27 protein-coding genes and 1 riboswitch are annotated in these 24,741 nt (G+C 70.2%); of the genes, 11 read left to right on the top strand and 16 right to left on the bottom strand.

Going from position 1 to position 24,741, the window contains the following annotated elements; all coding sequences use genetic code 11:
• From CS062_RS04225 to CS062_RS04215, 3 genes are all read left to right on the top strand, one after another.
• Positions 1 to 746 (top strand): uracil-DNA glycosylase (locus CS062_RS04225; RefSeq protein ID WP_099860245.1); only part of this gene is annotated, 746 nt, incomplete at its 5' end.
• A gap of 31 nt (positions 747 to 777) precedes the next feature.
• Complete coding sequence (locus CS062_RS04220; protein ID WP_158238660.1) at positions 778 to 2,862, top strand: putative bifunctional diguanylate cyclase/phosphodiesterase; 2,085 nt, start codon at positions 778 to 780, stop codon at positions 2,860 to 2,862.
• A gap of 104 nt (positions 2,863 to 2,966) precedes the next feature.
• Positions 2,967 to 4,052 (top strand): class I SAM-dependent methyltransferase, encoded by a 1,086-nt coding sequence (locus CS062_RS04215; RefSeq protein WP_099860244.1) that lies wholly within the window; start codon positions 2,967 to 2,969, stop codon positions 4,050 to 4,052.
• Here CS062_RS04215 and CS062_RS04210 read toward each other — a convergent pair.
• Positions 4,021 to 5,277 carry a multifunctional CCA addition/repair protein gene (locus tag CS062_RS04210; RefSeq protein ID WP_233217904.1) on the bottom strand — a complete coding sequence of 419 codons (1,257 nt, stop codon included), beginning with the start codon at positions 5,275 to 5,277 and terminating at the stop codon, positions 4,021 to 4,023. The genes CS062_RS04215 and CS062_RS04210 overlap by 32 nt on opposite strands.
• 144 nt (positions 5,278 to 5,421) lie before the next feature.
• On the opposite strand from CS062_RS04210, the gene CS062_RS04205 reads away from it, so the two are divergent.
• Positions 5,422 to 5,697, top strand: a complete 276-nt coding sequence (locus tag CS062_RS04205; RefSeq protein ID WP_099860229.1) for a hypothetical protein — start codon at positions 5,422 to 5,424, stop codon at positions 5,695 to 5,697.
• Positions 5,698 to 5,784: 87 nt separating this feature from the next.
• On the opposite strand, the gene CS062_RS04200 is transcribed toward CS062_RS04205, so the two are convergent.
• Positions 5,785 to 6,486 carry a glutathione S-transferase family protein gene (locus tag CS062_RS04200; protein WP_099860228.1) on the bottom strand — a complete coding sequence of 234 codons (702 nt, stop codon included), beginning with the start codon at positions 6,484 to 6,486 and terminating at the stop codon, positions 5,785 to 5,787.
• A 53-nt stretch (positions 6,487 to 6,539) separates the two neighbouring features.
• Positions 6,540 to 8,621, bottom strand: coding sequence for a lytic transglycosylase domain-containing protein (locus tag CS062_RS04195; protein ID WP_099860227.1), 2,082 nt, complete (start codon positions 8,619 to 8,621; stop codon positions 6,540 to 6,542).
• An 11-nt stretch (positions 8,622 to 8,632) separates the two neighbouring features.
• Between CS062_RS04195 and CS062_RS04190 the strand changes: the two genes are divergently transcribed.
• Positions 8,633 to 9,250 carry a 5-formyltetrahydrofolate cyclo-ligase gene (locus CS062_RS04190; RefSeq protein ID WP_099860226.1) on the top strand — a complete coding sequence of 206 codons (618 nt, stop codon included), beginning with the start codon at positions 8,633 to 8,635 and terminating at the stop codon, positions 9,248 to 9,250.
• Positions 9,251 to 9,271: 21 nt separating this feature from the next.
• On the opposite strand, the gene CS062_RS04185 is transcribed toward CS062_RS04190, so the two are convergent.
• On the bottom strand, positions 9,272 to 10,255 hold the full coding sequence (locus CS062_RS04185; protein WP_099860225.1) for a LysR family transcriptional regulator: 984 nt from the start codon (positions 10,253 to 10,255) through the stop codon (positions 9,272 to 9,274).
• A gap of 126 nt (positions 10,256 to 10,381) precedes the next feature.
• On the opposite strand from CS062_RS04185, the gene CS062_RS04180 reads away from it, so the two are divergent.
• The gene (locus CS062_RS04180) at positions 10,382 to 10,741 is read left to right on the top strand and encodes a DUF2917 domain-containing protein (RefSeq protein WP_158238659.1); all 360 of its coding nucleotides are present in this window, start codon (positions 10,382 to 10,384) and stop codon (positions 10,739 to 10,741) included.
• Here CS062_RS04180 and CS062_RS04175 read toward each other — a convergent pair.
• Positions 10,686 to 11,228, bottom strand: coding sequence for a TfoX/Sxy family protein (locus CS062_RS04175; protein ID WP_233217903.1), 543 nt, complete (start codon positions 11,226 to 11,228; stop codon positions 10,686 to 10,688). The genes CS062_RS04180 and CS062_RS04175 overlap by 56 nt on opposite strands.
• Before the next feature lie 89 nt (positions 11,229 to 11,317).
• Between CS062_RS04175 and CS062_RS04170 the strand changes: the two genes are divergently transcribed.
• Both CS062_RS04170 and pepQ read left to right on the top strand, forming a co-directional pair.
• The gene (locus CS062_RS04170) at positions 11,318 to 11,911 is read left to right on the top strand and encodes a 5-formyltetrahydrofolate cyclo-ligase (RefSeq protein ID WP_099860223.1); all 594 of its coding nucleotides are present in this window, start codon (positions 11,318 to 11,320) and stop codon (positions 11,909 to 11,911) included.
• On the top strand, positions 11,908 to 13,260 hold the full coding sequence (gene pepQ, locus CS062_RS04165; protein ID WP_099860222.1) for a Xaa-Pro dipeptidase: 1,353 nt from the start codon (positions 11,908 to 11,910) through the stop codon (positions 13,258 to 13,260). The genes CS062_RS04170 and pepQ overlap by 4 nt, the downstream gene beginning before the upstream one ends.
• Positions 13,261 to 13,394: 134 nt before the next feature.
• Here pepQ and CS062_RS04160 read toward each other — a convergent pair whose 3' ends face one another.
• From CS062_RS04160 to ahcY, 5 genes are all read right to left on the bottom strand, one after another.
• A complete protein-coding gene (locus tag CS062_RS04160; protein ID WP_099860221.1) occupies positions 13,395 to 13,958 on the bottom strand; it encodes a proprotein convertase P-domain-containing protein in 564 nt (187 codons plus the stop codon).
• A 249-nt stretch (positions 13,959 to 14,207) separates the two neighbouring features.
• Positions 14,208 to 14,840, bottom strand: coding sequence for an OmpW/AlkL family protein (locus tag CS062_RS04155; RefSeq protein ID WP_099860220.1), 633 nt, complete (start codon positions 14,838 to 14,840; stop codon positions 14,208 to 14,210).
• Between the two features lie 128 nt (positions 14,841 to 14,968).
• Complete coding sequence (gene metF, locus CS062_RS04150) at positions 14,969 to 15,808, bottom strand: methylenetetrahydrofolate reductase [NAD(P)H] (RefSeq protein ID WP_099860219.1); 840 nt, start codon at positions 15,806 to 15,808, stop codon at positions 14,969 to 14,971.
• Entirely contained in the window at positions 15,805 to 16,536 is a 732-nt protein-coding gene (locus tag CS062_RS04145; protein WP_099860218.1) for a TlyA family RNA methyltransferase, read from the bottom strand. The genes metF and CS062_RS04145 overlap by 4 nt, the downstream gene beginning before the upstream one ends.
• Before the next feature lie 22 nt (positions 16,537 to 16,558).
• Positions 16,559 to 17,992: an adenosylhomocysteinase gene (ahcY, locus tag CS062_RS04140; RefSeq protein WP_099860217.1), complete on the bottom strand. Its 1,434-nt coding sequence runs from the start codon at positions 17,990 to 17,992 to the stop codon at positions 16,559 to 16,561.
• 101 nt (positions 17,993 to 18,093) lie between these two features.
• Positions 18,094 to 18,192, bottom strand: a riboswitch (S-adenosyl-L-homocysteine riboswitch).
• 72 nt (positions 18,193 to 18,264) lie between these two features.
• Between ahcY and CS062_RS04135 the strand changes: the two genes are divergently transcribed.
• Complete coding sequence (locus CS062_RS04135) at positions 18,265 to 19,056, top strand: HAD family hydrolase (protein ID WP_099860216.1); 792 nt, start codon at positions 18,265 to 18,267, stop codon at positions 19,054 to 19,056.
• On the opposite strand, the gene CS062_RS04130 is transcribed toward CS062_RS04135, so the two are convergent.
• From CS062_RS04130 to CS062_RS26590, 4 genes are all read right to left on the bottom strand, one after another.
• Positions 18,984 to 19,475 (bottom strand): hypothetical protein, encoded by a 492-nt coding sequence (locus CS062_RS04130; RefSeq protein ID WP_099860215.1) that lies wholly within the window; start codon positions 19,473 to 19,475, stop codon positions 18,984 to 18,986. The two genes, CS062_RS04135 and CS062_RS04130, sit on opposite strands and share 73 nt — an antisense overlap.
• 210 nt (positions 19,476 to 19,685) lie before the next feature.
• A complete protein-coding gene (locus CS062_RS04125) occupies positions 19,686 to 19,892 on the bottom strand; it encodes an oxidoreductase-like domain-containing protein (RefSeq protein ID WP_099860214.1) in 207 nt (68 codons plus the stop codon).
• 43 nt (positions 19,893 to 19,935) lie between these two features.
• A complete protein-coding gene (infA, locus tag CS062_RS04120; RefSeq protein WP_091727775.1) occupies positions 19,936 to 20,193 on the bottom strand; it encodes a translation initiation factor IF-1 in 258 nt (85 codons plus the stop codon).
• 84 nt (positions 20,194 to 20,277) lie between these two features.
• Positions 20,278 to 20,448 (bottom strand): hypothetical protein, encoded by a 171-nt coding sequence (locus CS062_RS26590; RefSeq protein ID WP_175538353.1) that lies wholly within the window; start codon positions 20,446 to 20,448, stop codon positions 20,278 to 20,280.
• Between the two features lie 677 nt (positions 20,449 to 21,125).
• Here CS062_RS26590 and CS062_RS04115 point away from each other — a divergent pair.
• Both CS062_RS04115 and CS062_RS04110 read left to right on the top strand, forming a co-directional pair.
• Entirely contained in the window at positions 21,126 to 21,965 is an 840-nt protein-coding gene (locus CS062_RS04115; protein WP_099860213.1) for an oxidoreductase, read from the top strand.
• 175 nt (positions 21,966 to 22,140) lie between these two features.
• Positions 22,141 to 22,752, top strand: a complete 612-nt coding sequence (locus tag CS062_RS04110; RefSeq protein ID WP_143742249.1) for a hypothetical protein — start codon at positions 22,141 to 22,143, stop codon at positions 22,750 to 22,752.
• A 24-nt stretch (positions 22,753 to 22,776) separates the two neighbouring features.
• Here the strand turns inward: CS062_RS04110 and CS062_RS04105 are convergent, their stop codons facing one another.
• Positions 22,777 to 23,787, bottom strand: coding sequence for an AraC family transcriptional regulator (locus CS062_RS04105; RefSeq protein WP_099860241.1), 1,011 nt, complete (start codon positions 23,785 to 23,787; stop codon positions 22,777 to 22,779).
• A gap of 8 nt (positions 23,788 to 23,795) precedes the next feature.
• On the bottom strand, positions 23,796 to 24,737 hold the full coding sequence (locus CS062_RS04100; RefSeq protein ID WP_099860209.1) for an AraC family transcriptional regulator: 942 nt from the start codon (positions 24,735 to 24,737) through the stop codon (positions 23,796 to 23,798).
• Positions 24,738 to 24,741: the final 4 nt, after the last annotated feature.

The raw sequence follows: 24,741 nt of genomic DNA, 5'->3' as shown, positions 1-24,741 counted from the left end.
CGCGCCGTGCGCCGGAGCCGTCGCCCAGGACACCACCGGTCGCCGTGCCGATCGCCTCGCCCGTTGCGGCCCCGGTGCTGGCTGCGGCCGCCGCCGACGCGGCGCTTGCGCAGGCCCGCGGTCTGGCCCGGGAGACGATCGCCCGGCTCGACTGGCCCGGCCTGCGCGACGAGGTCGCGCAATGCCGCGCCTGCGCGCTCTGCGACTCCCGCAAGCACACCGTCTTCGGCGTCGGCAACGAGCGCGCGCACTGGATGGTGGTCGGCGAGGCGCCCGGTGAGAAGGAGGACCTGCAGGGCGAGCCCTTCGTCGGCGCCGCCGGCCAGCTGCTGGACAGCATGCTGCGCGCGATCGGCCTGGGGCGCGCCGAGGGCCCGCCGGAGCGGCAGGTCTACATCGCCAATACGCTCAAGTGCCGCCCGCCGCGCAACCGCAACCCGGATCCGGCGGAACTGGCGCAGTGCGAGCCTTTCCTGCAGCGGCAGATCGAACTGATCCAGCCGCGCATCATCCTGGCAATGGGGCGCTTCGCGGTGCAGCAGCTGCTGCGCAGCCAGGAGCCGATCGGGCGCCTGCGGGGCCGCGTCCACCGCTACCAGGGCGTGCCGCTGATCGTCACCTACCACCCGGCCTACCTGCTGCGCAACCTGCCCGACAAGGCACGCGCCTGGGAAGACCTCTGCCTGGCGCTGAAGACGCTGGACGAGCAACCGGGCCGCGCGGAGGCCGGTGGCGGGAGCGCCTGAGATGGTCGCGCCGGTGCCGCCCGTGCCGCCCATGTCGCCGGCCCTGCCGGCGTCCTCCGCCGAGGACCAGTCGGCGCAGTTCCGGCTGCTCGCCGACAACGTGCCGGTGCTGATCGCGGTCTTCGATGCCGCCACGCGCACCTGCCGTTTCGCCAACCGCCAGTACGCCCGCAGCTTCGGGCTGGACGAGGGCAGCGTGCTGGGCCGCACCTTCGCGCAGATCATCGGCGAGGACGCGGCGCAGGAGATCGAGCCCCATGTGCGGCGCGTGCTCGACGAGCGCGTCAGCGTCAGCTACGAACGGCGCCTGGAGCGCCGCGACGGCCGGCCGCGCTGGATCGAGGTCAACCTGATTCCCTACCTCCCGCCCGGTGCGGAAGAGGTGCAGTCGAGCTTCGTGCTGATCACCGACATCACCCGCTTCCGCGAAGCCGAACTGGCGGTGCGTGAATCGGAGGACCGGCTGGCGAAGTTCATGGAAGCGTCGATGGAAGGCATCGTCTTCCACCGCGACGGCATCATGACCGATGTGAACCCGCCGCTGTGCGAGCTGGTGGGCTACTCGCTCGATGAACTGGTCGGGCGGCCGGCGCTGTCGATGATCGCGGGCGACCAGATCGACACGGTGCGCGCGGTGATGGAGGCCGGCCAGGAGACCCGCTACCCGACCGCGATCCTGCATCGCAGCGGCGCGCGCATCGATGTCGAATTCATCGTCCGCACCCTGTGGCGCAATGGCGAGCGACTGCGGATGACGATCGTCCGCGACCTGCGCCCCCACCTGGAAGCGCTGGCGCGCATTCAGCACCTGGCGCAGCACGACCCGCTGACCGGCCTCCTGAACCGCTCGACCTTCATGGAGCGGCTGCGCGAGCGCCTGTCGCAGGGCCCGGCACGGCGGGCGGCGCTGCTGTTCATCGACCTGGACAACTTCAAGCGGGTCAACGATTCGCTCGGCCACCTGGAGGGCGACCGGGTGCTGCGCACCGTGTCCGAGCGCCTGCGCGGCGGGCTGCGCGGCAGCGACCTGGTGGCGCGCTTCGGCGGCGACGAATTCGTCGTGCTGCTCGAGGACGTGCATCAACGCAAGGACGTGCAGACGGTGCTGAACGCGCTGCTGAGCGTCGTCGAGGTGCCGGTGCAGGCGGACGGCCGCGATCTGTCGGTGACGCCGTCGATCGGCGTGGCGATGTACCCGGAGCACGGCGAGTCGCCCGAGGACCTGCTGCAGCATGCCGACACCGCGATGTACCTGGCCAAGACCGCCGGCCGCGCGACCTTCCGCTTCTTCGAGCCGGCGATGGCCGAGAACGCCTACGCCGACCTGGTGCTCGAGAGCGAACTCGCGCAGGCGCTGACGGCCGACGAGTTCGTGCTCTTCTATCAGCCCCAGGTCGATGCGCGCAGCGGCGAACTGGTCGGCGCCGAGGCGCTGCTGCGCTGGCGGCATCCGCAGCGCGGTCTGCTGACGCCGGACGCCTTCATCGTCGTGGCGGAGCGGCATCGCCTGATGCTGCCGCTGGGCGAGTGGGTGATGTACGAGGCCGCCCGGCAGGCGCGCGCCTGGCATGAGCGCGGCGTCGCGCCGGTGCCGATCGCCGTCAACCTCTCCAGCATGCAGTTCCGGCTGGCCAGCTTCTCCAAGTCGGTCGCCCATGTGCTGAAGACGGCCGGCGTGCCCGGCGAGTGGCTGGAACTGGAGCTGACCGAGCGCATGCTGACCGACGAGATCGACCGTCTGCCCGAGCTGCTGCAGACGCTGCGCTCGCAGGGGCTGGCGATCTCGATCGACGACTTCGGCACCGGCTACACCGCGCTCAACCAGCTGACCCGGCTGCCGCTGGACAAGCTGAAGATCGACCAGAGTTTCGTCGCCGTGCTGCCGGACGACACCGGCGCCGCCGCGATCACCCGCGCGGTGGTGCAGATGGCCAAGGGCCTGGGCCTGCGGGTCGGCGCCGAAGGCGTGCGCAATGCGCGGCAATGGCATCTGCTGGCCGAGTGGGGCTGCGACGAGCTGCAGGGCGAGGTCATCGCCACCGCGATGCCCGCAGAGGAATTCGAAGCATGGCTGGCCCAGCGCGGCGAGCCCCGGCTTCCCAGGATCGACACATGACTTCCAAGACACCCGCATCCGCCGGCCTCGATGGCGCGGCGTCCGTGGCGCATGGCGCGCCGGCTTCCGCGGCCACGCCAGCGGTCCACGCGACCGATCCGGCGATGGCCGCGCTGCTGCGCGACGAGATCGCCGCCGCTGGCGGCTGGCTGCCCTTCGACCGCTACATGAGCCTGGCGCTCTACGCACCGGGGCTGGGCTACTACGCGAATGCGCGCCGCAAGTTCGGCACGATGCCGCAGCAGGGCTCGGACTTCGTGACGGCGCCCGAGCTGTCGCCGTTGTTCGGCCGCGCGCTGGCGCGGCAGGTCGCGCAGGCGCTCGCCGTCAGCGGCACCGACACGGTGATCGAGTTCGGCGCCGGCAGCGGCGCGCTGGCCGAGCAACTGCTGGAGGCGCTGGACGCCCTGGGGCAGCCGGTGGCGAAGTACTTCATCGTCGACCTCTCGGGCGCCTTGCGCGAGCGTCAGGCCGAGCGGCTGGCGCGCTTCGCGCCGCGTGTCGAATGGCTGGACCGCTGGCCCGACGAGATCCACGGCGTGATGGTGGCCAACGAGTTGCTGGACGCGATCCCGGTCGACCTGCTGCGCTGGGATGGCCAGCAGTGGCTGCGGCGCGGCGTGGGCCTGGACGGGCAGGGCGGGCTGGTCTTCGTCGACCGTGCCGGTGACGTCCGTCCGCCACTGCCACCCGAGGAGGACGCCGGCTTCATGCCGGACACGGTGACCGAGATCCATCCGCAGGCCGAGGCCTTCGTGCGCACCCTGGCGGAGCGGCTCAAGCGCGGCGCGGCGTTCTTCATCGACTACGGTTTCCCGGAGTCGGAGTACTACCACCCGCAGCGCACGGGCGGCACGCTGATGTGCCACCACCTGCACCGGGCCGACCCCGATCCGCTGGCGCTGCCCGGGCAGAAGGACATCACCGCGCATGTGAACTTCACCGGCATCGCGTTGGCCGGCCAGGACGCGGGGCTGACGGTGCTGGGCTACACGAGCCAGGCCAACTTCCTGATCAACTGCGGCCTGGTCGACCTGATGGGCCAGGCCACGTTGGCGCAGCGCGGCATGGCCCATCGGCTGATCGCCGAGCACGAGATGGGCGAGCTGTTCAAGGTGATCGGCTTCGCGCCGGGCGAGGGCTTCGACGCGCTGGGCTTCAGCGCGGGCGATCGGTCTCACACGCTCTGAGCGCGGCCAGCCGCGCGGCGTGGATCGCCTGGCCGATGGCGGGGCCCTGCTTCCCGGCCGCCAGTGCCGCTGCCGAAACCGCCGACTGGTCGACCGACTGCACCGCCTTCAGGTCGTGCAGCAGCGCGGCCCGTTGCGGATAGAGGCGATCCTGCAGGCCGGCGCGGCCACGCGCGTCGCACTCGCAGGCCAGCAGCAGCTGCGCGAAGCGCCCCGGGCGCCGCAGTGCATCGCAACGCTCGATCAGGCGCAGGCGCGCCTCGGCGCTGAAGTCCAGGCTCTGGTGGACATGCGTGTGCTCCCGCGCGACCAGTTCCGCCAGTTCCTTGCAGTCCGACGGCACGCGCCAGCGCTGCGACAGCGCTGCTGCCAAGGCCACGCCGCGCGTCTCGTGCTTCAAGTGGCGGGGCCATTCCGCCTCTGGCGTCGTGCCCTTGCCCAGGTCGTGGCACAGGGAGGCGTAGCGCACTGGCAGCGGCGCGTCGATGCGCGCGCACTCCTCGAGCACCAGCAGCAGGTGAATGCCGGTGTCGATCTCCGGGTGATGCGCCTCGGGCTGAGGGACGCCGAACAGCCGCGCCAGCTCCGGCGCGATGCGCGCCAGCGCGCCGCAGTCGCGCAGGATCTCGACCATCCGCGCCGGATGCCGCTCCATCAGGCCGCGGGAGATTTCCTGCCAGACGCGCTCGGCCACCAGCGCGTCGGCCTCGCCGGCGTCCACCATCTGGCGCATCAGCGTCATGGTTTCCGGCGCGACCGAGAAGTCGCCGAAGCGGGCGGCGAACCTCGCCAGGCGCAGGATCCGCACCGGATCCTCGGCAAAGGCCGGCGAGACATGCCGCAGGACCCGCGCGGCCAAGTCCCGCTGTCCGCCATACGGGTCGATCAGCGAACCGTCCTCCGCCTGGGCCATCGCATTGATCGTCAGGTCCCGGCGGGCCAGGTCCTGTTCAAGGGTGACGTCGGGGTCGGTGTGGAACTGGAAACCGTGGTATCCGGATCCGGTTTTGCGCTCGGTCCGGGCCAGTGCCACCTCTTCATGGGTCACGGGGTGGAGGAACACCGGGAAATCTTTGCCGACGGGCTGAAAACCCTTGTCGATCAAAGACTTGGGTGTGGCGCCAACGACCACCCAGTCCCGGTCTTGCACTGGCAGACCCAGCAGGGCGTCCCGGACGGCCCCTCCGACGAGATACATCTGATCACTCATGTTGCGGCGCAGCATCCCCAAGCTGTGGGGTGCCCACGTAGGCTGTGACTCCGTATATTCACCAATGCCACCTGCACACCAGTGCCTGTTTAAACAGGCCAGCTACCGAGAGAGACAGTTGTAGCCAGGCAGGTCGGGCAAGCAGTAGGGAGTTTATGAATGAAGTCTGTCCTCCTCCTCTTGCTGGGCGGAATTGGTCTAGCCGCTCAGGCGCAGGAATCCCCGGTCACGGACGCCAAGGCGGTCCAGGTGGCCGCTGAGACGAGTTTCGTCTCGCAGAGCCAATCGGCACCGGCCCAATTGCCGGATGTCAACGAGCAGGACGGCGCGGACAAGGTCCTGCCGTCGTTCGTGTCCGAGACCCAGAACCAGGCCATGATGCTCGGCGGCTTGCTGGCCGCCGGGTTCCTGGTCCGCCGCCGCCGCGATCACTGATCCCGACGGCCCACCTCGCCGCTTCCCGCCGCCTGCCCGCACAGGCGACCGGAAGCGGTTTTTCATTGGGGCGGCCAGTCGGCGGCCTCAGGCCTTCAGCACCGGGACCGGACCGCTGACGTCGCGATAGGGCTCCTCGAAGTCCAGGAAGTCCTTCTCGGCGATCGCGTCGGCGATCCACTCGCGCACGCCGGGCGCCGCCTCCACGCGCGCCAGGTAGCCCTTGAGCGCCTCGGGCACCGGCAGCGCATAGCGCGTCACCCGCATCACGACCGGTGCGAAGAAGGCATCCGCCGCGCCGAACGCGCCGAAGAGGAAGGGGCCGCCGCTCTGCGCGAGCGCGTCCGTCCACAGTTCGACGATGCGCGCCAGGTCCTTGCGCAGGCCGGCCTCGGAGGCCAGCAGCCGAGGCCCCACCGAGCTCAGGTCGGCGTCGATGTTCATCACGCACAGGTTGCGCATCTGGCCGAAGCCGCTGTGCATCTCGGCGCAGAGGCTGCGCGCGCGTGCGCGCTGGCGCGGGTCGCTCGGCCAGATGCCCTTGTCGGGAAAGCGCTCGGCCAGGTACTCGACGATCGCCAGCGAATCCCACACTGCCAGGCCGTCGTCCACCAGCACCGGCACCTTGCCGGTCGGCGTCGCCGCGCCAACCTCGCGGTAGAAGGCCGAGTCCGGCGTGAAGTCGAAGCGCACCACGCGCTCCTGGAAGTCGATGCCCAGGCCCTTCATCAGCACCCAGGGGCGCATCGACCAGGACGAGTAGTTCTTGTTGCCGACGATCAATTGCATGCAGGAGTCCTTCGCGTGGAGGAGGATGGCGCCCGCGGGGCAGGCGCGGCGGGTCAGTTCGTGCCGGCGGGCGTGCCGGCCGATGTGCCGTTGGCCGGAATGTCCGGCGCCGACGCGGCGGCCGGGCCGATGACGCGCCCGAGCCGGTCGCGCAACTGCGTGCCGCCCTCGCGGCCCATCAGCTGCGCATAGATCGTCGCGTTGGACAGCACCTTGCGCACATAGTCACGGGTCTCCCAGATCGGGATGTTCTCGGTCCAGATGGCGGCGTCGAGCTGCGGTCCCTCCCGCCAGCGACGCGGGCGGTTCGGTCCGGCGTTGTAGGCGGCCGCGGCCATCGCCTGCGAGCCGTCGAAGCTGTCCATCACCAGCTTCAGGTAGCCGGTGCCCAGGCGCAGGTTGGTGTCGCGGTCGTGCAGCATGTCGGGCCGGAACTCGACGCCCAGCTTCCTGGCGGTCCACTTGGCGGTCGCAGGCATCACCTGCATCAGACCGCCGGCGCCGACATGCGAGCGCGCATCCATCATGAAGCGCGACTCCTGGCGGATCAGTCCATAGACATAGGCGGGGTCCAGGCCCACGGCCGTGGACTGCCGCAGCACGTCGGCGCGATAGGGCATCGGGAAGCGCTGGGCGAGGTCGATCTCGGTCCGCGTGCGCTCGCTGGTCTGGATGCAGCGCTCCCAGAGTTCGCGCTCGCAGGCGGTCTGCGCCACGGCGAGCAGCTCGCGATCGGACAGGCCGCGCAGGCTGAAGTTCCACTCGCGCTGGCCCTCGCTGCGCAGGCCGACGGCCAGCAGTTGCAGCGCGCGCTGGATGCCGGGATTGGCCAGCGCCTGCGCCCGTTCCTGGGCGCTGAGTTCGGCCGGCGAGGGCGGCAGCGGCAGGCGCAGCTTGAGTTCATCGGCGGCGAGCTTGCCGTAGAAGCTCAGCGGCGACGCGATCGCGCGCAGCGCCTCCTGGGCTTCCCGCCGCTGGGCGTCGCCGGCCGGGCCGTTCGCCGCGAGCTGCTGCTGGGCCTTGGCGCGCCAGTACTGCCAGGTGATGTCCTTCTGGTCCGATGGCTTCATCAGCGCGATCGCCGCCACCAACTGCTCGGGCCGGCTGGCGCCGGCATCGCCGCGCAGCGCGGCGCGGGCGATCCAGTTCACCGTGTCGTCGCTCCATTCGAGCGGCCCGGCCAGCCGCGCCTGCAGCTTGAGCGCCCGCTCGAAGTGGTCGTTGGCCTCGTCCTTCAGCCGCAAGGCGGCCTGGCGACCGTACTGGGCCCAGAGCCAGGCGGACAGGTCGTTCGGCAGCTTCGACGCCCAGCGGCGCACGTCGTCTTCCGCCTTGTCGTAATCAGTGGCGAGCAGCCGCATCAGCGCCAGCAGCGTCAGTTCCGCCCTGGCGCGCGGGAACGCGGCGGCCTTGCGCTGGAGGTAGCGATCAGGCTTGTCCATCAGCTCGGCGATCGCGTCCTGGTCCGCCTTGGACAGCAGCGCCGCCGCCTGCTTCACCGCGCGCGGCTTGTTGGTCTCGACCACCAGCCGCAGCTTGCGCCAGACGTCCGAGTCCTTGAACTGACCGTTCTCATGCAGCGTCGCGGCGAGCATGTTGCAGCCCTCGTCGGCGTCGCGCTGCGCCAGCCAGGCGGCGCGCGCCGCTTCGCGCAACTCGCGGGCCGGCGGGTCGGCCAGCAGCGTGTAGCAGACGACCTCGCGGTCGTCCTGCATCTTGTAGGCGGCCAGGTCGCGCCGGAAGTTGGCCCAGTCGCGCCGATGGCCCAGCTCGAGCAGCCAGTCGTTGCGCAGGCGGTCCTCGACGTAGGCGCCGGGCCAGCGGGCGTAGAAGGCGTTGATCTCGGGCTGCTGCGCGTCGGACAACCGGGCGTTCAGCTCCCAGTAGTCGAACCAGGGCGCGAGCGGATGCTGCTGGTCGAGCGCCACCTGGCGCATCGCGGCCAGCCGCGAGCGGTCGCGGGTGCGCCAGGCCTCGCGGGCGTCGGTGACCAGGTCCGGCAGCGGCGGGGGCGGATTGGGCACGACGGCGAAGGGCGTCGTCGACTGCGCGGCGGCGGGGAGTGCCGTCCAGGCGCAGAGCGCGCCGAGGGTGGCCGAGGCGAGGGCGGTTACAGTGATTCGAGCGAACTTCATGACCGACTGCGATGAGTGATTCCCCCACGGCCCCCGAGGCCGCCGGCGCCGCCGGCAAGTCCTGGCCCCATGAGCGAAGCGAACTGCGGCGCGCCTTGCTGGCGCGCCGCCGCGAATGGTCGGCCGGCGCCGAGGCCCGTCTTGCCGCCGACAAGCTGGGCGAGCAGCTGCTTCCGCTGCTGCGCCAGCTCGAGCCGCTGAGCCTCGGCCTGTACTGGCCGCTGGAGGGTGAATTTAACGCAGCGGCCTGGGCCGCGACGCACAAGCTCGGTGGGGCGATGCAGCTGGCGTTGCCGTTCGCCCGCAAGGCCGGCGATCGCGGGCCGGCGGCGATGGAATTCCGGCGCTGGGACGGCACGCCGCCGACGCTCAAGGACGAGTGCGGCATCCCGAGCACCACCGGTCCGGTGCTGGTGCCGGAGGTGCTGCTGGTGCCCTGCCTGGGCTACACGCGCGAGGGTTTCCGGCTCGGCTACGGCGGCGGCTATTTCGACCGCTGGCTGGAGGCTCATCCCGGCGTCACGACGATCGGCCTGGCCTGGAGCTGCTGCGAAGCCAGCTTCGAGGTGCAGCCGCACGACCAGGCAATGACCGTCGTGGTGACCGAGCGCGAGGTGCTCGCGCCCTGAGACGCTCCGGTGCTCCGGCGCTCAGCCGGAGTGCTCGTCCACCGGCGGATCGGGCTCGCCGATCGCGCGCCGGGTGAGCGCCGACTGCTCGCCGATCCAGCGCGCGAACTCGACCACCTCGGGCCGCTGCCGCCCGTGCGCCGACATCATGAGCCAGTAGACCGTCGGGCAGTCGGTGCGGCCGGCCGCGCCGAAAGGCTCGACCAGCTCGCCGCGCTCCAGCGCCTCGTAGATCAGCGGCAAGCGCGCCAGCGCGACTGCCTGGCCGGAGACCGCCGCCTGGATCTGCTGGTAGGTGAAGTTCAGGTACATCCAGCGCCGCGGCTGCAGGTCGGGCGCGCCGTGCAGCGCCAGCCAGCGCCGCCAGCTCAGGAACAGGCCGCTGGGGCGCTGGTCATCCTCCTCGGCCAGCGTGTATTGGCGCAGGTCGGCGGCCTGGCTCAGCGGCGGGCCCTGGCCCTCCTGCGCCTGCTTGGCGACCCACGGATTCACCACCGGCGTGAGCATCTCGCCGAACATCCGCTGCGCCGACGGCGCCACCCGGTTGGGCGCGGCATAGCGCAGCGCGACGTCGAACTCGCTGTCGTCGATCTCGACGAGCTGGTCGAGCGCGGACACGCGGATGTCCATGTCCGGGTGCTCGCGCTGGAAGGCCTCGAGCCGCGGAATCAACCACAGCGACGCGAACGAGGCGAAGGTGGTGACGTTGACGACGCGGCGGCCGCGCGTCGAGCGGATCTGGCGCACGGTGCCGTCCAGTCGATCCAGCATCGGCTCGACCGCGGCCAGCAGCAGCTTGCCGTCCGGCGCCAGCTCGACATGGCGGGTGCCGCGCAGGAAGAGCGTCGCGCCAAGTTCCTCTTCCAGCGACCGGATCTGGCGGCTGATGGCGGACTGGGTGAGGTAGAGCTCCTCGGCGGCGGCGCTGAAGCTCAGGCGCCGGGCCACCGCCTCGAAGGCGCGCAGCGGACCGACGGCGAGCGGGCGATGGCGGGGCGGATTCATGCGCGGATGGTATCAATCGACGCGCGAAGACTCATTGGACCGGCATGCGGGGCAACCCTAATATCCCTCCATGTCCACGAGGAACGCCGCCAGTGCGCGGGCCGCCCGGCGGACGGGGAGTCCATCATGAACGTCATGCAAAAGTCATCAATCCAGGTCAGCCGCGACGACGCCGCCTGGGCGTTGTCGCAAGGCGAGGCGATGAGCCTGCCGATCGGCCCGGGCCGCCGCGAGCTGCATGTGCTCGAAGGGCGGGTCTGGGTGACGCAGCGCGGCGACCTGAACCTGCCGGCGCAGGACTTCTGGCTGTCGGCCGGCGAGACGCTGGAAGTCGCCAGCGGCACCGAACTGGTCGTGGAAGCCTGGCCGACCGCCCGCTTCCAGCTGCTGGTGCCGCCGCAGGCCTGCGCGGCCAAGCGCGCGCAGCGCCTCAGCCGGCTGCCTTCTTTCGGGCAGCTGTTCGGCCAGCGCCTGGCGAACGCTTGAGCGCCGGAGCCGTGGCCTTGACCGGTTTCAGCTTCCTCTCGGTGCTGGGCTCGGCGGTGGTGCCGGCGCTCTTCTTCGGCGTGCTGGCCTTCGGCTTCGCGTTGACCGAGCGCAAGGCCGACTCCATCGCCAGCCGCCCCCAGGGCAGCATCAGCGCCGGCGACTCCAGCGTCTCCTCCGGCGGCCGGAAGTAATTGAGGCTGGCGACCTCCTGCCGCCCGTCCTTGCCGGTCTTCGCATACCGGAAGGGCTCGCAGCCGGCCTCGAGGTAGCGCGGCTGGCTGACGGCGTCCGCCTTCAGGTAGAGCTCGTCCCGGCTGATGATGGCCAGGAACAGGTCGTCGACATAGAGCCCGAAGCCGCCGAACATCCGCCGCGCCAGCACCGGCCCGAGCGGCGCCAGCAGCTCCATGCAGTGGTTGGCGAAATCGCTGCCCGCGCCGGCGACGCGCCGGACGGTTCCCGTGGTGGTGGTGCCTCGTGCCATGGCGGCGACTCTAGCAACCCGCGTCCGGCGCGGCCACAATGGCCGGCTCCGGGGCCCATCGGTCCCGCTGGGCAACGTGAAGGGGCCGGATGGATCCGAACGACAAGCTGCCGATTTCCGAAGACCGCCAGGCGCTGCGCGAGCGCCTGATCCGCGAGCGCCTGGACCTGCCGGGCCGCCTCCAGCTCGCGGACCTGGTGCAGGGCGTGCTGCGCGTGTGGCTGGTGGGCCGCAAGGAAAAGCGCATCGCGGCGTACTGGCCGATCAAGGGCGAGTTCGATCCGCTGCCGGCGCTGTACCGCTGGAGCGAGGTCGACCCCGAGCGACGCATCGGATTGCCGGTCGTCGATCGGGAGGAGGGACGCCTGCGCTTCCATGTCTGGTATCCGGGCTGCCCGATGGAAGAGGATGCGACCGGCATCACCAAGCCCAAGGACACCGAGGCCTTCGAGCCCGAACTGCTGTTGCTGCCGTGCCTGGGCTACGGGCCGGGCGGCATCCGCATGGGCTATGGCGGTGGCTTCATGCTGCGCACCATCGCGCAGATCCAGCCGCGGCCGGAGGTCGTCGGCGTCGGTTTCAGCCATGGCTTCCAGCCGACGCTGACCGCCCAGCCGAACGACGTGCGGCTGGACGCGATGCTGACCGAGATGGGGGTGGTCTGGGAGAATCCGCGCGCATGAATGCCGTCGACTCTCCCATCCGCCAGACCGCCGACACGCTGGAGGCGCTGTACGCGGCCCACCTCGCCGAACAGCAGCGCCACACCGAACATGCGCTCCATCGCGGCGGTTACGACGCGCTGCTGATCGCGTCCGGCGTCGAGAAGTTCGCCTTCCTCGATGACCGGCCCTACGTCTTCCAGCCCAATCCCCACTTCAAGCTGTGGGTGCCCCTGATCCGCCATCCCGACAGCTGGCTGGTGATCCGGCCGGGCCACCGGCCCCGTCTGGTCTACGTCCAGCCCGAGGACTACTGGCATGTGCCGCCCGAGGCGCCGAGCGGCTTCTGGGTGGATCACTTCGAACTGATCGTGGTCCGCAAGCCGGAAGAGGCGCTGCCCTACCTGCAACTGCCGGGCGAGCTGGCGATCGTCGGCGAGGCGGATGCGGCGCTGGGCGACATCGTTCCGAACAACCCGCCCGAGGTGCTGAATCCGCTCCACCATGCGCGCGCGGTGAAGACCGGCTACGAGCTACTGCGCCTGCGCGAGGCGTCGGCGCTGGGCGCGAAGGCGCATCTGGCGGCGCAGCGCGCGTTCCGCGACGGCCGGTCGGAGGCGGCGATCCATGCCGCCTACCTCCGGGCCTGCGGCCTGGCCGAGCGCGACCTGCCCTACGGCAACATCGTCGCGCTGAACGAGCATGCGGCGGTGCTGCATTACCAGTACCAGGATCAGCGGGCCCCGGCCCAGTCGCTGTCGCTGCTGATCGACGCGGGCGCGCACAGCTGCGGCTATGCGTCGGACATCACCCGCACGACCGGCAACGGCGACACGACCTTCCAGGCGCTGGTCGACGCGATGGAGGCCGCGCAGCTGCGCCTGGTCGATCGTGTGCGGGCGGGCGTCGACTACCGCGACATCCACCTGGCCTCGCATCGCGAGATCGCCGGCGTGCTGCGGCAGCTCGGCATCGTGCGGATGGACGAGGACGCGATGCTCGCCCAGGGCGTGACCTCGACCTTCCTGCCGCATGGCATCGGTCATCTGCTTGGCCTGCAGGTGCATGACGTCGGCGGCTTCATGGCCGGCGAGGACGGCGGCACCATCGCCAAGCCGGAAGGCCATCCCTACCTGCGACTGACGCGGGTGCTGCAGCCCGGCATGGTGGTGACGATCGAGCCGGGGCTGTACTTCATCCCGATGCTGCTGGACAAGCTGCGCGCGACGCCCGCGGCGGCGCAGGTGGACTGGGCGCTGGTCAAGCACCTCGGTGCCTTCGGCGGCGTGCGCATCGAGGACGATGTCGCCTGCCGCGACGCCGGCGCGCCGGAGAACCTGACGCGGGATGCGTTCGCGGCGCTGGACTGAGCGGTGACGCCTGTCGGCGCTTGACGCGCCGAGCCATGAAGAAAGGGCCCGCGGGCCCTTTCGTCGTTTCCGTTCGTCTTCGGTCGGCGAGCGGCGCCGGACGACCAAGGGTCGCAGGCGCACGCCCGTCGGCATTACGCCTTGCGGCGACGCGCCATGCCCAGGCCGACCAGCGCCAGCCCGGCCAGCGCCAGGGAACCCGGCTCCGGCACGGTGGTCAGCTGCACGCTCCAGTTGTTGATCACGCCGACGTCGGCGCCAGCCAGGTCGGCCACGCGCAGCGTCCAGGTGCCGAAGGCGTCCTGGCCGTTGAAGGCCGACAGCAGCTCTTCCGCGCGGAAGGTGCCGGTGAACGGCGCGGCGCCATTGGCGACGGCGATGGCGGCCGAGTCGTCGAAGACGGTGTTGAAGAAGTTGTCGGCCGATCCGCCGCGGCGGTTGAACAGCTGGACCGAGGTGCCCGTCGGCGCGATCAGCCAGATCGCCAGGTCGGCGTCATAGGTGTGGCGCAGGTCGATGATCGACACGTTCACGTCGCTCAGCGTGCCGTGGGCGTCCACGTTCAGCGTGGATTCGACGACGCAGCGGTCGCAGATCGTGGTCGGGGTGGTGCTGGAGGCGGTCACGACCGCAGCTTGGGCGGCGAAGGCGGTGGTCAGGGAGGCGGCGCAGACGGCCAGCAGACGCGTGAAGTTCATGGAGTCAGGGTCACAAAAAAGGTGGCTTGTGACTCCATGTAAGCAGTGTTCGTGCCAATGAACTAGGGATGGCCTTCGAATCCGTGACGGGATAAGGACTTGGCGCTATTTCCGTGAACAATTGCCGCCTCTTCTTGCTGGTGCTTTTAACGAACTGTCAAGAATCCCGACGGTTCCTCTCTCACGGTCCCCTTCGGCCGTCTCTGGCCGGTCATGGCTGGCCGAAGGGATGAACCGGATTCGCGGGACTCAGAACCGGTAGCCGAGGCCCACGCCGACCAGCAGGGGATCGATCTTGAACTTGCCGACCGACGTTCCCTGGGAGCGGACGTCGGTGTCCATCCGGAGCTTCTTGATGTCGAGGTTGATCGACCACTGCTGATCCAGCATAAGGTCGAAGCCGGCCTGCACCGCCAGGCCGACGCTCTGCTTCTTGATGCTGGGCGCCAGCGCGGCCTGCACGGCCGGCTCGAAGCGGGCGCTGGAGAACCGGGTGTAGTTGAGGCCGGCGCCGACGTAGGGGCGGAACTGCCCTGCGGGATTGAAGTGGTACTGCAGGGTCAGCGTCGGCGGCAGGTGCTTCACCGTGCCGATGCGCACGCCGTTGCTGCGCAGCGTGTGCCGTTGGGGAACGGTCAGGATCAGCTCGGCCGCCAGGTTCGGCGTGAGGAAGGTGCTGATGTCGACTTCGGGAATCGTCTTGCGGCTCAGCGACAGGCCCAGGCCGGTCTTGTCCTTGTCCGCGGGATCGATGTTCACCGCGCGGGCGCGGAACACCCAGGTGTCGCCTTGCGCCTGCACGGGCAGCGCGGCGCCGGTCATCAGGGCCGCGAGGGCGGCCGCGGCGACGGAAAGGCGGGTGGGGGTGGGGATGCGGGACATGCGTTCACTCCTGGTCAATGGATGACCGGCATTGAACGTGGGTCCCGGGCCGCTGGCCTTGACCGTTCACAAGGAACGGTGGCGCGGCGCGAAGACGGCCCGCGGCAGTGCGGACCGCTTGCGCCTGGTCAAGCCTCGGCAGCGAGGCCGAGGCGTTTGCACAACTCCAGCGTCAGCGCGCTCTGGTTGAGGGTGTAGAAGTGCAGCCCCGGCACACCGCCGGCGATCAGGCGCTCGCACAGCCGCGTGACGACGTCCAGGCCGAAGGCGCGCACCGAAGCCGCGTCATCCATGTAGCCCTCCATCTTCAACGCGACCCAGCGCGGGATCTCGATGCCGTCGCGCTGCGCGAACTGCGCGATGCGCGCGTAGTTGTTGATCGGCATGATGCCCGGCACGATCGGGACCTCCACGCCCAGGGCGCGGGAGGCCTCGACGAAGTGGAAGTAGGCGTCCGGGTTGTAGAAGAACTGGGTGATCGCGCCGCTGGCGCCGGCGCGCACCTTGTCGGCGAAGAACTGCAGGTCACGCGCCGCGTAGCGCTGCTGCGGGTGGTACTCGGGATAGGCGGCGACCTCGATGTCCCAGTCCTCGCCCTGCGTCTCGCGGATGAAGCGCACCAGCTCGGCGGCGTAGCGGAACTCGCCGGCGGTGGCGGTGCCGCTGGGCAGGTCGCCGCGCAGCGCGACGACGCGCCGGATGTCCTGCGCCCGGTAGGTCGCGAGGATCTCGGCGATGTTCTCGCGCGTGGAGCCGACGCAGGACAGGTGCGGCGCGGCGTCGAAACCCTGCGACGCGATGTCGGCGACGGTCGACAGCGTCTTCTCGCGCGTCGAGCCGCCCGCGCCGTAGGTCACGCTGAAGTACTGCGGACGGACCGCGCGCAGTTCCTGCACCACGGCTTTCAGCTTCTCGGTGCCGACCGGCGTGTTGGGCGGGAAGAATTCGATGCTGACAGGGGTCGTCATGGTTTCTGAACCCAGATGAAAAATTCGGTGTTGCCGTCGCCACCGGTGACGGGACTCTCGAACCAGCCCTTGATGGTGAGCTCGCGCTTTTCGGCGGCCGCCACGGCCTGCTCCTTGACCACGGCGTATTGCGACTTGTCCTTGACGATGCCGTTCTTGTTCAGGGCCTTCGGACCGAGCTCGAACTGCGGCTTGATCAGCAGCAGCGCCTGGCCCTGCGGCTTGAGCCAGCCCGCCACGTGCTTGATCGTGCCGATCATCGAGATGAAGCTCAGGTCGCCCACGACCAGGTCGAAGGGTTCGGCCGGGACGTAGTCCTTCACGTGCATGCCTTCATGGGCGGTCACCCGCGGGTCCGCCTTCAAGGTCTCGTGCAGTTGGCCGTGGCCGACATCGATGCCGGTCACATGCGCCGCGCCGGCCTTGAGCAGCACGTCGGTGAAGCCGCCCGCGCTCTGGCCCATGTCCAGCGCCGAGAAGCCGACCACCGACACGCCGGCCTTGGCCAGCGCGCCCTCGAGCTTGAGCCCGCCGCGCGAGACGTAACGCAGCTCGGCGTCATCGGTCACCCGCATGGCGGTGGTCTCGGGCAGGTCCTCGCCGCACTTGCGCACGACGGTCCAGCCCCTGGGGCCTTCCCACTCGACCGCGCGTGCGTCGATCAGCCGCTGGGCGGCCGAGCGCGTGGGCGCCAGGCCGAGGGAGAGAAGCCGCTGATCAGCACGCATGGTCGGGTCTCGGGTCCGTCGATCAATAGCGGTAGGTGTCCGGCTTGTACGGGCCCGACTTGGACACGCCGATGTAGGCGGCCTGCTCGTCGGTCAGCTCGCTCAGCTGCGCATTCAGCGTCTTGAGCTGCAGGCGCGCGACGTGCTCGTCCAGGTGCTTGGGCAGCACGTAGACCTGGCCGACGGCATAGGCGTCCTTGTGCGCGAACAGCTCGATCTGCGCGATCGTCTGGTTGGCGAAGCTCGACGACATCACATAGCTCGGGTGGCCGGTGCCGCAGCCCAGGTTCACCAGACGGCCCTTGGCCAGCAGGATGATCCGCTTGCCGTCCGGGAAGATGACATGGTCCACCTGCGGCTTGATCTCTTCCCACTCGTACTTCTCGAGCGAGGCGACGTCGATCTCGTTGTCGAAGTGGCCGATGTTGCAGACGATGGCGTTGTGCTTCATCGCGGCCATGTGCTCGTGACGGATCACGTTCTTGTTGCCGGTCGTGGTCACGAAGATGTCGGCCTTGTCGGCGGCGTATTCCATCGTCACGACGCGGAAGCCTTCCATCGCGGCCTGGAGCGCGCAGATCGGATCGATCTCGGTGACCCAGACCTGCGCCGACAGCGCGCGCATCGCCTGCGCCGAGCCCTTGCCCACGTCGCCATAGCCGGCGATCACGGCGATCTTGCCGGCGACCATGACGTCGGTGGCGCGCTTGATGCCGTCCACCAGCGACTCGCGGCAGCCGTAGAGGTTGTCGAACTTGCTCTTGGTGACCGAGTCGTTGACGTTGATCGCGCGGAACAGCAGCGTGCCCTTGGCGGACATTTCCTTCAGGCGGTGCACGCCGGTGGTCGTCTCCTCGGTCACGCCGATGATCTCGGCGCTCTTGCGGGTGTACCAGGTGGCGTCTTCAGCGATCTTCTTCTTGATCGCGGCGAACAGGATGCGCTCTTCCTCGCTGCTCGGATTGGCCAGCACCGACAGGTCCTTCTCGGCCTTCTGTCCCAGGTGCATCAGCAGCGTCGCGTCGCCGCCGTCGTCCAGGATCATGTTGGGGCCTTCGCCCGGCGCGCCCTTGGCGCCGAACTCGAAGATGCGATGGGTGTAGTCCCAGTAGTCCTCCAGCGTCTCGCCCTTGTAGGCGAAGACGGGGGTGCCGACGGCGACCAGCGCGGCGGCGGCATGGTCCTGCGTCGAGAAGATGTTGCACGAGGCCCAGCGGACCTCGGCGCCCAGCGCCTGCAGCGTCTCCACCAGCACCGCGGTCTGGATCGTCATGTGCAGCGAGCCGGTGATGCGCGCGCCCTTGAGCGGCTGCGCCGCCGCGTATTCCTCGCGGATGGCCATCAGCGCGGGCATCTCGCTCTCGGCGATCTTGATTTCCTTGCGGCCCCAGTCGGCCAGCGACAGGTCTTTGATCAGGTACTGGTCTTGGGCCAGCGGCTTCAGTTGGGCGTTCATGCGGACTCCTGCGAGGAAGGGCCGTCGACGCCAGCGATCAGAAGCGCAAGGAAGAAGGGAGGGCGGTTGCCGCTCGGTCCTCACCCGGCCTGCGAAGGGTCGACGGGTGAGCGCGGTTGCCATGGCCGCGGGCACGTCGCCGCGCGGCGGTTCCGAGCCTGGCCTCGATGGGATGGGAGGTCGCAACGCTCCTCGGAACAGGGCGCGATTGTAGTCATGTTCCGTTGGATGGCTCGATGACAGCGTCACGGTCGGGGCCACAATCGCCCCCCATGCGAACGATCCCCCCGCTCAGCGACTGTCCCCGCGCGGCCTGGCTCCCCCTGCGCGGGGTGCTGACGGACATCGACGACACCCTGACCGCCGAGGGCGGCATCGCCCCCGCGGCGCTGGAGGCCCTGCACCGGCTGCATGACGCCGGCATTCCGGTCATCGCGATCACCGGTCGGCCGGCGGGGTGGAGCGCGCCCTTCGCGATCGACTGGCCCCTGCGGGGGATCGTGGCGGAGAACGGCGGGGTGTTGCTGCACCGGGAGAACGGCGCGCTGGTCACCGAGTTCGCCCAGGACGATGCGACGCGGCTGGAGAACTTCGCGCGCCTGCAGGCCTGCGCGACGGCAATCGTGGCGGCGGTGCCCGGCGCCCAGTTGGCGCGGGACAGCGCGGGCCGCCTGACCGACATCGCCGTCGACCACAGCGAGTTCACCACGCTGGACGACGACGCGATCGCCGCCGTCTGCGACCTGATGCGCGCCCACGGGCTGGTGGCGACGGTGAGCTCGATCCATGTCAACGGCTGGATCGGCGAGCACAGCAAATGGACCGCCGCCCGATGGGCGGTGAAGCGGCTCACCGGCCTGGACTTCGATCCGCGCGCCTGGGTCTATGTGGGCGACTCCACCAACGACCAACTGATGTTCGAGCGGGTGCCCCTGTCGGTGGGCGTGGCCAACATCGCGCGTTTCCTGCCGATGCTGGACCACCCGCCGGCCTACGTCACCGCGAGCGAGCGCGGCGACGGTTTCGCGGAAGTGGCCCGCGCCTTGCTGGCCGCCACCGGCTGAGCGCGGGTCGGCGCGTCGTCGACGACCGGGACGCGCGGCCGCGGCTGGCGCCCTTCGACCGGGTCCCAGGCATGCCGCCCGACCAGCGCCGACACCCCCGGCCAGTCGTGCCCGCGCGGCAGCACCCGCGCCAGGCTGGCATGGCTGACGCGTCCGCCGACGGCCACGAGCCGCTCCGCCACCTCCAGGCGCCGGCGACGCAGCCGCGGCAGCAGCCAGCGGTTGGTGGGCCGCTCCCGCAGCACGCTGGGATGCGGCATGCAACGGTGCTCCGCCATCAGCAGGTGGCGCAGCAGCACCTCCAGTCCGAACGGGTCGAGGTGACGCCAATCGGTGCTCAGCCGCGCCAGCGCGAAGCGCAGGTTGGCCTGCGCGTCGGAACGCGCGACATGGAAGCGGTTCTGGCCGGTCATGAACATCGGGGCCTCCGGTCGAGGGGATCGATGCGCCTGCGCGGCAAGCGCGGCGCCTGTCCTGGATGTCGGCGGACGGGCGCCGGTTCTGAAGCCCGAGGATGTCCCCAAAAACGTCACGAAACGCAAACGCCCCTCGTCCTGAAGGGGCGCTCGCCGGGCAGTGGAAAAAGCGAAGGGCCGCGCAAGGCGGCCCTTCAGGGTGGGGGAGAGGCGTCAGCCGGCCTCGGGATGGCGGACCTTCCAGTCGCGCATCGCCTGCCGGTACGTATCCATCGCCAGGTCGTGCAGGTCGAAGATGCACGGGTCGCAGCCGTTGCCGCAGCAGGCGTCGATGTCCGGCTGCACGGGCGGCTGGGGCATCGGGTCGTCGGCCTCGGGCGAGGCCGGCGCTGCGGCGGGGTCGGGCAGGGCGGTGGTCATGACCGGAGACTTCCGCGGGGGCGTCGACCCCCGCGACAGGCGCTCAGCGACGGACCGGCGGCGGGCCCGAGTGGGCCGAGCGCTGCAGGTGACGGAAGGTGATCCGGCCCTTGGTCAGGTCGTAGGGCGACATCTCCAGGGAGACGGCGTCGCCAGCCAGGATGCGGATGTGATGCTTGCGCATCTTGCCGCCCGTGTAGGCGATGACCTGGTGGCCGTTCTCCAGCGTCACGCGGAAGCGCGAGTCCGGCAGGATTTCGTTGACGACACCCTGCATTTCAATCAGTTCTTCCTTGGCCATACGGGATGCTCCTTTCTTGAAATCGATAAGGGCGCCGGCCGCGGTCTGCCGCAGGCCTTCGCCTCGGGAATCACGGGCGCGCCCTCAATGGCAGCGCGCCCAGGCCGTGCCTTCGGTCTCCGCATAGCGCAACGCGGCGCGGCGGGTCTCGAAGGTCGGCACGAATCGCATGACGCGATCGATGCTGGCCATGCCGCGTCCCGATCGGATCGAGACGGCCGCGGCGAATCCGCCGTCGGCATGGGGTTTGGTCATCGGTGAGACAAGGAATCGCCCCACCTCAATGCTTTTGGTTCGCATAGTTCTCATGAGGTGTGCGCCTTGACAGGCAATCGCAATAAGCAACCGTCTTGGCGCGGTTTGGGAATGTGCCCTTTCCCTGTTTCGATGGCGCGAAGCCGGGGCGGGACACGAAGGGTTGCTCCAGCAGCCGTTCGCCCAAGGGCGATCGAACCGGCCGAAGCCAGAAACGCGCAAGCGCACGAACCGGGGGTTGATGCTGGTGCGAGCCGCTCGCAGAAAGGTCCGTGAGAGGGACCGGAGGGGCTGCAGAAGAAGACCTGAAGAGGGTGGTCTTGTGCGAATCAAGCTTCGGATTGTAGCGCAAGGACGCGGATCGCGCATGGTCGCTTGCGTTCAGGCCCCGGTATTCCTGCGCAAGGGGACGGCGGATGGGTGGCAGCGCGGGTGGGAACGGGAGCGGCTGCGGCTGCGGGCGGGGGAGCGGGGTGGGATTGGGAGTGGGAGTGGGAGTGGCGGTCGGGGGGGCGCAAGACGGTCGCGGCGGATCGTGCAAGCGGTCCGCCGGAACGGGCATGCGGTGGCAGGTGTCGTTTCCTAGGATGACTCCCATCCCTCGCGAGGCCCGGCGGCAAGCACGCCGCCGTCGCGGGGACTCCCCCCAACCTTCATCCCTCCAAGGACGGAATCCCATGAGCAAGATCTGGTTCATCACCGGCGCCAACCGCGGCTTCGGCCTCGAGATCGCCAAGGCGGCGCTGGCCGCCGGCGACCGCGTCGTCGCCACCGGCCGCGATGTCGCGGCGCTGCAGGCTGCCTATGCCGCGCACCCGGAGACCGTGCTGTGCCTGCCGCTGGACGTCAGCCGCGAGGCCGACGCGGTCCATGCGGTCGAGCAGGCCGTCGCCCGCTTCGGCCGCATCGACGTGCTGATCAACAACGCCGGCTATGGACAGCTGGGCCTGTTCGAGGAAATCGGCGCTGCCGACATCGAGCGCCAGTTCGCCACCAACGTCTTCGGCCTGATGCACGTCACCCGGGCGGTGCTGCCGGTCATGCGCCGGCAGCGCGACGGGCATGTGATCAACATCGCCTCGGTGGGCGGCTTCCGCGGCTTCGATGGCGCGGCGGTCTACTGCGCCACCAAGTTCGCCGTCGATGGCTTCAGCGCTTCGCTGGCGCCGGAACTGGCCGGCTTCAACATCCGGGTGACGGTGGTCGAGCCGGGCTTCTTCCGGACCGACTTCCTGGATGCCAGCTCGGTGCGCTACGGCACGCGGTCGATCGCGGACTACGCGACCCTGCCGACGCCGCCGCTGTCGACCTACGAGGCCTACAACCACCGGCAGCCGGGCGATCCGGTCAAGCTGGGCCGGGCCTTCGTCGAACTGGCCGCGATGGCGAAGCCGCCGCTGCATTTCGTGGCGGGGTCCGATGCGCTGGGCATGGCGCGCGAGACTTTCGGCCAGCGTCTGGCCGAGGTCGAGGCCCATGCCGCGCTGTCGGCCTCGCTCGACCGCGACGGGATCTGACCGCGCCCGCGTCGCCTCGCACGTCCGTCGCCTGACCTCCGGCGGGTTCCTCCGGCGCGGTTAGCATCCCGGCCGGACGGACCGCCGGGGAGGGCGCGATGGATCGAGTAAGCGCGCCGGCATGAGCATGGCGCGATGGGAGCGGCCTCGTGGAGGCCGTCGACGGTGGATGGCCATGGCGGCCACCTTGCTGGTGCAAGGCGCTGCGCTGGTGCTGCTGTGGATGGACCAGGGCTGGCGACTGCACGGACATCGGCAGCCGCCGCGATTGACCGAGGTGCGGCTGTTGCCGTCCGCGGTCCAGCAGGCACCTCGGCCCAGGTCGACCGACTCGATCCGCCGTCCGCCCGCGCCCACGCTGCCCGCTCCGGTCTGGGTGGCCCCGCCCGAGGTGAGCGTCGCCGCGACGCCGCCTCCCGCCACGGTCCGGACCGCCGCCGCACCGGCTTCCGCAGCGTCCGCGCCGGTGGATCGTGGCCCGCCGACACTGAACCTCGCACTGCCCAAGGGCGCGCTGACGGCCGACCCCCGCACGCGGATGGCCGAGCAGATCCGCAACGACGAGCGCTCGCACAGTGCGCCACGCACCGTCGAGTCGGCGATCGCCGACGCGGCCGGCACCTTGCCCGTCGTGACCAGCGTGTCCACGAGCGGCTCCGGATCCAAGCTGGTCCGCCAGGGCAGCAAGTGCCTGCGGGTCAACGAGAACCGCATGGCCGCGCTCCATCCGACGGACGACCGGCTCAAGGATGCGCCGGCGCTGGCTGGCAGCTGCTTCGGCAAGTGAGGGCCGCCACGTCCTGCCGCGCGCTCAAGCCAGTGCCCGGGCAGGCGGCGTGTCGCGCCGCCTGGCGGCGTCGCGCGAGGGGGGGCTGCCGTAGAGCCGGCTGTATTCGCGGCTGAACTGGGACGGGCTCTCGTAACCGACCGCATGGCCGGCGCGCGCGACCTCCAGGCCCTCGGCGATCAGCAGCCGGCGTGCTTCCTGCAGCCGCAGCTGCTTCTGGTACTGCAATGGGCTCATCGAAGTCAGCGCGCGGAAATGGTGGTGCAGCGAGGACGCGCTCATGTGTGCTTCCCGGGCGAGCGCCTCGATGCGCAGCGGCTGCGCGTAATTCGCCTTCAGCCAGCGGATCGCGCGATGCACCCGCTGCGTCTGGCTGTCGGCACGCGCGACCTGCGCCAGCCGCTCGCCCTGCTCGCTGCGCAGCACGCGGTAGACGAGCTCCCGCATCGCCATCGGCGCCAGCGCGGCATGGTCCTCGGGATGATCCAGCAGCCGCACCAGCCGCCCGGCCGCGTCGAGCATGTCCGGCGTCACCGCGCTGACGAAGAGGCCGCGGCCGGTGTCCTCGGCGCCCCGCCCGGTGGCGGAGACCGGCTCGGCGGCGGCGCGGAAGGACGCCCCCGGCGCTGCCGCCGGGCCGCGCGGCGGACCGCTGCGGGCGACCAGCTCGGCAACCTCCTCCGGATCGAAGTCCAGGCGCAGGCAGAGGTAGGGTCGCTCCGGCGTGGCGTCGATGACCCGGCCGCTGACCGGCAGGTCGGTGGTGAAGACCATGAAGCGCGCCGCGTCGTAGACGTAGCGCTCGTCGCCCAGGCGCACTTCCTTGGCGCCCTGCGCGATCACGCACAGCGACGCCGGCTGCACCGCATGCGCCAGTTCGCCGCCCGGCGCGTCGAGCCGGATCGCCCAGACCCGCGGCAGCGCCGTCGGCCACAGGCCCTCGCGCGGCGCATGGCGTCGCAGCATCGCGCCGAGGTCGGCGATCGCCCCGGTCGCGGCCATCGCCGCGTCGGTCCCTGCGTGGGTGGTGTCCATGAGGCCGCTCATCCTGCGCGCAGCAGTTGCTCGATGTCGGCGCGCGGCGGCGTGCCGAAGAGCCGCCGGTACTCGCGGCTGAACTGCGAGGCGCTCTCGTAGCCGACCTGGTGCGCGGCCGCGGCGGCATCCAGCCCGTGGCCCAGCATCAGCCGCCGCGCATGCTGCAGGCGCAGCTGCTTCTGGTACTGCATCGGCGACATGCTGGTCAGCTGCTTGAAGCGCTGGTGCAGCGTGGAGGCGCTCATGTGCGCCACCGCGGCCAGCTCGTCGATGCTGATCGCCTCGCTGAAGCGGCGGTTCAACTCGTCGAGCGCCCGCGACAGGCGGCGCGTGGCGCTGTCCTGCTGCGCCAGCGCGCGCAGGCGCGGTCCGAGCGGGCCGGTCAGCACCCGGTAGAAGATCTCCCGCTGCAGCAGCGGTCCCAGCACCCGCTGGTCCTGCGGCGAGTCCAGCAGCTGCATCAGCCGCAGCGCCGCGCCCAGCAGCGATTCGGACACCGGCGCGACATTCAGTCCCGACTGCGCGCCCGGCGGCGCGTCGGTGCCGGCCGGACCGACCTCCAGCATCAGCTCCGCCAGCGTCGCGGTGTCGCAGCCGATGCGCACGCACAGGTAGGGCTTGTCCGGCGTCGCCTCGATCACGCCGCCCTTGGGCAGCATCGGCATCGAGACCAGCAGGAAATGCAGCGGGTCGTAGTACAGCGTCTCGGTGCCGAGCTCCACCTTCTTGCGGCCCTGCAGCACGATCGCCAGGCCTGGCTCGTAGAGCGCCGGCGCGGTCTTGGGCGCGCTGCAGCTGGCCTTGATCAGCTGCAGGCAGGAGATCGCCGTGGCGGACGTGCCGTCGCCGTCGACGTGCCGGAGCGTCAGATCCACCATCTGCGCGCGCAGCGCCTGCAGCGCGTCGGGGAAGCCGTCGGCGAGAGGAATCGGAGTGGGTGCGACCATGCGG

This window comes from Roseateles chitinivorans (genome assembly GCF_002761755.1).
Taxonomy (GTDB): domain Bacteria; phylum Pseudomonadota; class Gammaproteobacteria; order Burkholderiales; family Burkholderiaceae_C; genus Roseateles; species Roseateles chitinivorans.
The sequence above is the reverse complement of the archived record's forward strand: the minus strand, read 5'-3'. Positions and strand labels throughout refer to the sequence as shown.

Bases quoted from the DNA above. Each gene is read 5' to 3' on its own strand.
- CS062_RS04220 (WP_158238660.1), top strand. From the start codon at position 778: ATGTCGCCGGCCCTGCCGGCGTCCTCCGCCGAGGACCAGTCGGCGCAG.
- CS062_RS04215 (WP_099860244.1), top strand. From the start codon at position 2,967: ATGGCCGCGCTGCTGCGCGACGAGATCGCCGCCGCTGGCGGCTGGCTG.
- CS062_RS04210 (WP_233217904.1), bottom strand. From the start codon at position 5,277: ATGCTGCGCCGCAACATGAGTGATCAGATGTATCTCGTCGGAGGGGCC.
- CS062_RS04205 (WP_099860229.1), top strand. From the start codon at position 5,422: ATGAAGTCTGTCCTCCTCCTCTTGCTGGGCGGAATTGGTCTAGCCGCT.
- CS062_RS04200 (WP_099860228.1), bottom strand. From the start codon at position 6,486: ATGCAATTGATCGTCGGCAACAAGAACTACTCGTCCTGGTCGATGCGC.
- CS062_RS04195 (WP_099860227.1), bottom strand. From the start codon at position 8,621: ATGAAGTTCGCTCGAATCACTGTAACCGCCCTCGCCTCGGCCACCCTC.
- CS062_RS04190 (WP_099860226.1), top strand. From the start codon at position 8,633: ATGAGTGATTCCCCCACGGCCCCCGAGGCCGCCGGCGCCGCCGGCAAG.
- CS062_RS04185 (WP_099860225.1), bottom strand. From the start codon at position 10,255: ATGAATCCGCCCCGCCATCGCCCGCTCGCCGTCGGTCCGCTGCGCGCC.
- CS062_RS04180 (WP_158238659.1), top strand. From the start codon at position 10,382: ATGAACGTCATGCAAAAGTCATCAATCCAGGTCAGCCGCGACGACGCC.
- CS062_RS04175 (WP_233217903.1), bottom strand. From the start codon at position 11,228: ATGGCACGAGGCACCACCACCACGGGAACCGTCCGGCGCGTCGCCGGC.
- CS062_RS04170 (WP_099860223.1), top strand. From the start codon at position 11,318: ATGGATCCGAACGACAAGCTGCCGATTTCCGAAGACCGCCAGGCGCTG.
- pepQ (WP_099860222.1), top strand. From the start codon at position 11,908: ATGAATGCCGTCGACTCTCCCATCCGCCAGACCGCCGACACGCTGGAG.
- CS062_RS04160 (WP_099860221.1), bottom strand. From the start codon at position 13,958: ATGAACTTCACGCGTCTGCTGGCCGTCTGCGCCGCCTCCCTGACCACC.
- CS062_RS04155 (WP_099860220.1), bottom strand. From the start codon at position 14,840: ATGTCCCGCATCCCCACCCCCACCCGCCTTTCCGTCGCCGCGGCCGCC.
- metF (WP_099860219.1), bottom strand. From the start codon at position 15,808: ATGACGACCCCTGTCAGCATCGAATTCTTCCCGCCCAACACGCCGGTC.
- CS062_RS04145 (WP_099860218.1), bottom strand. From the start codon at position 16,536: ATGCGTGCTGATCAGCGGCTTCTCTCCCTCGGCCTGGCGCCCACGCGC.
- ahcY (WP_099860217.1), bottom strand. From the start codon at position 17,992: ATGAACGCCCAACTGAAGCCGCTGGCCCAAGACCAGTACCTGATCAAA.
- CS062_RS04135 (WP_099860216.1), top strand. From the start codon at position 18,265: ATGCGAACGATCCCCCCGCTCAGCGACTGTCCCCGCGCGGCCTGGCTC.
- CS062_RS04130 (WP_099860215.1), bottom strand. From the start codon at position 19,475: ATGTTCATGACCGGCCAGAACCGCTTCCATGTCGCGCGTTCCGACGCG.
- CS062_RS04125 (WP_099860214.1), bottom strand. From the start codon at position 19,892: ATGACCACCGCCCTGCCCGACCCCGCCGCAGCGCCGGCCTCGCCCGAG.
- infA (WP_091727775.1), bottom strand. From the start codon at position 20,193: ATGGCCAAGGAAGAACTGATTGAAATGCAGGGTGTCGTCAACGAAATC.
- CS062_RS26590 (WP_175538353.1), bottom strand. From the start codon at position 20,448: ATGACCAAACCCCATGCCGACGGCGGATTCGCCGCGGCCGTCTCGATC.
- CS062_RS04115 (WP_099860213.1), top strand. From the start codon at position 21,126: ATGAGCAAGATCTGGTTCATCACCGGCGCCAACCGCGGCTTCGGCCTC.
- CS062_RS04110 (WP_143742249.1), top strand. From the start codon at position 22,141: ATGGCGGCCACCTTGCTGGTGCAAGGCGCTGCGCTGGTGCTGCTGTGG.
- CS062_RS04105 (WP_099860241.1), bottom strand. From the start codon at position 23,787: ATGGACACCACCCACGCAGGGACCGACGCGGCGATGGCCGCGACCGGG.
- CS062_RS04100 (WP_099860209.1), bottom strand. From the start codon at position 24,737: ATGGTCGCACCCACTCCGATTCCTCTCGCCGACGGCTTCCCCGACGCG.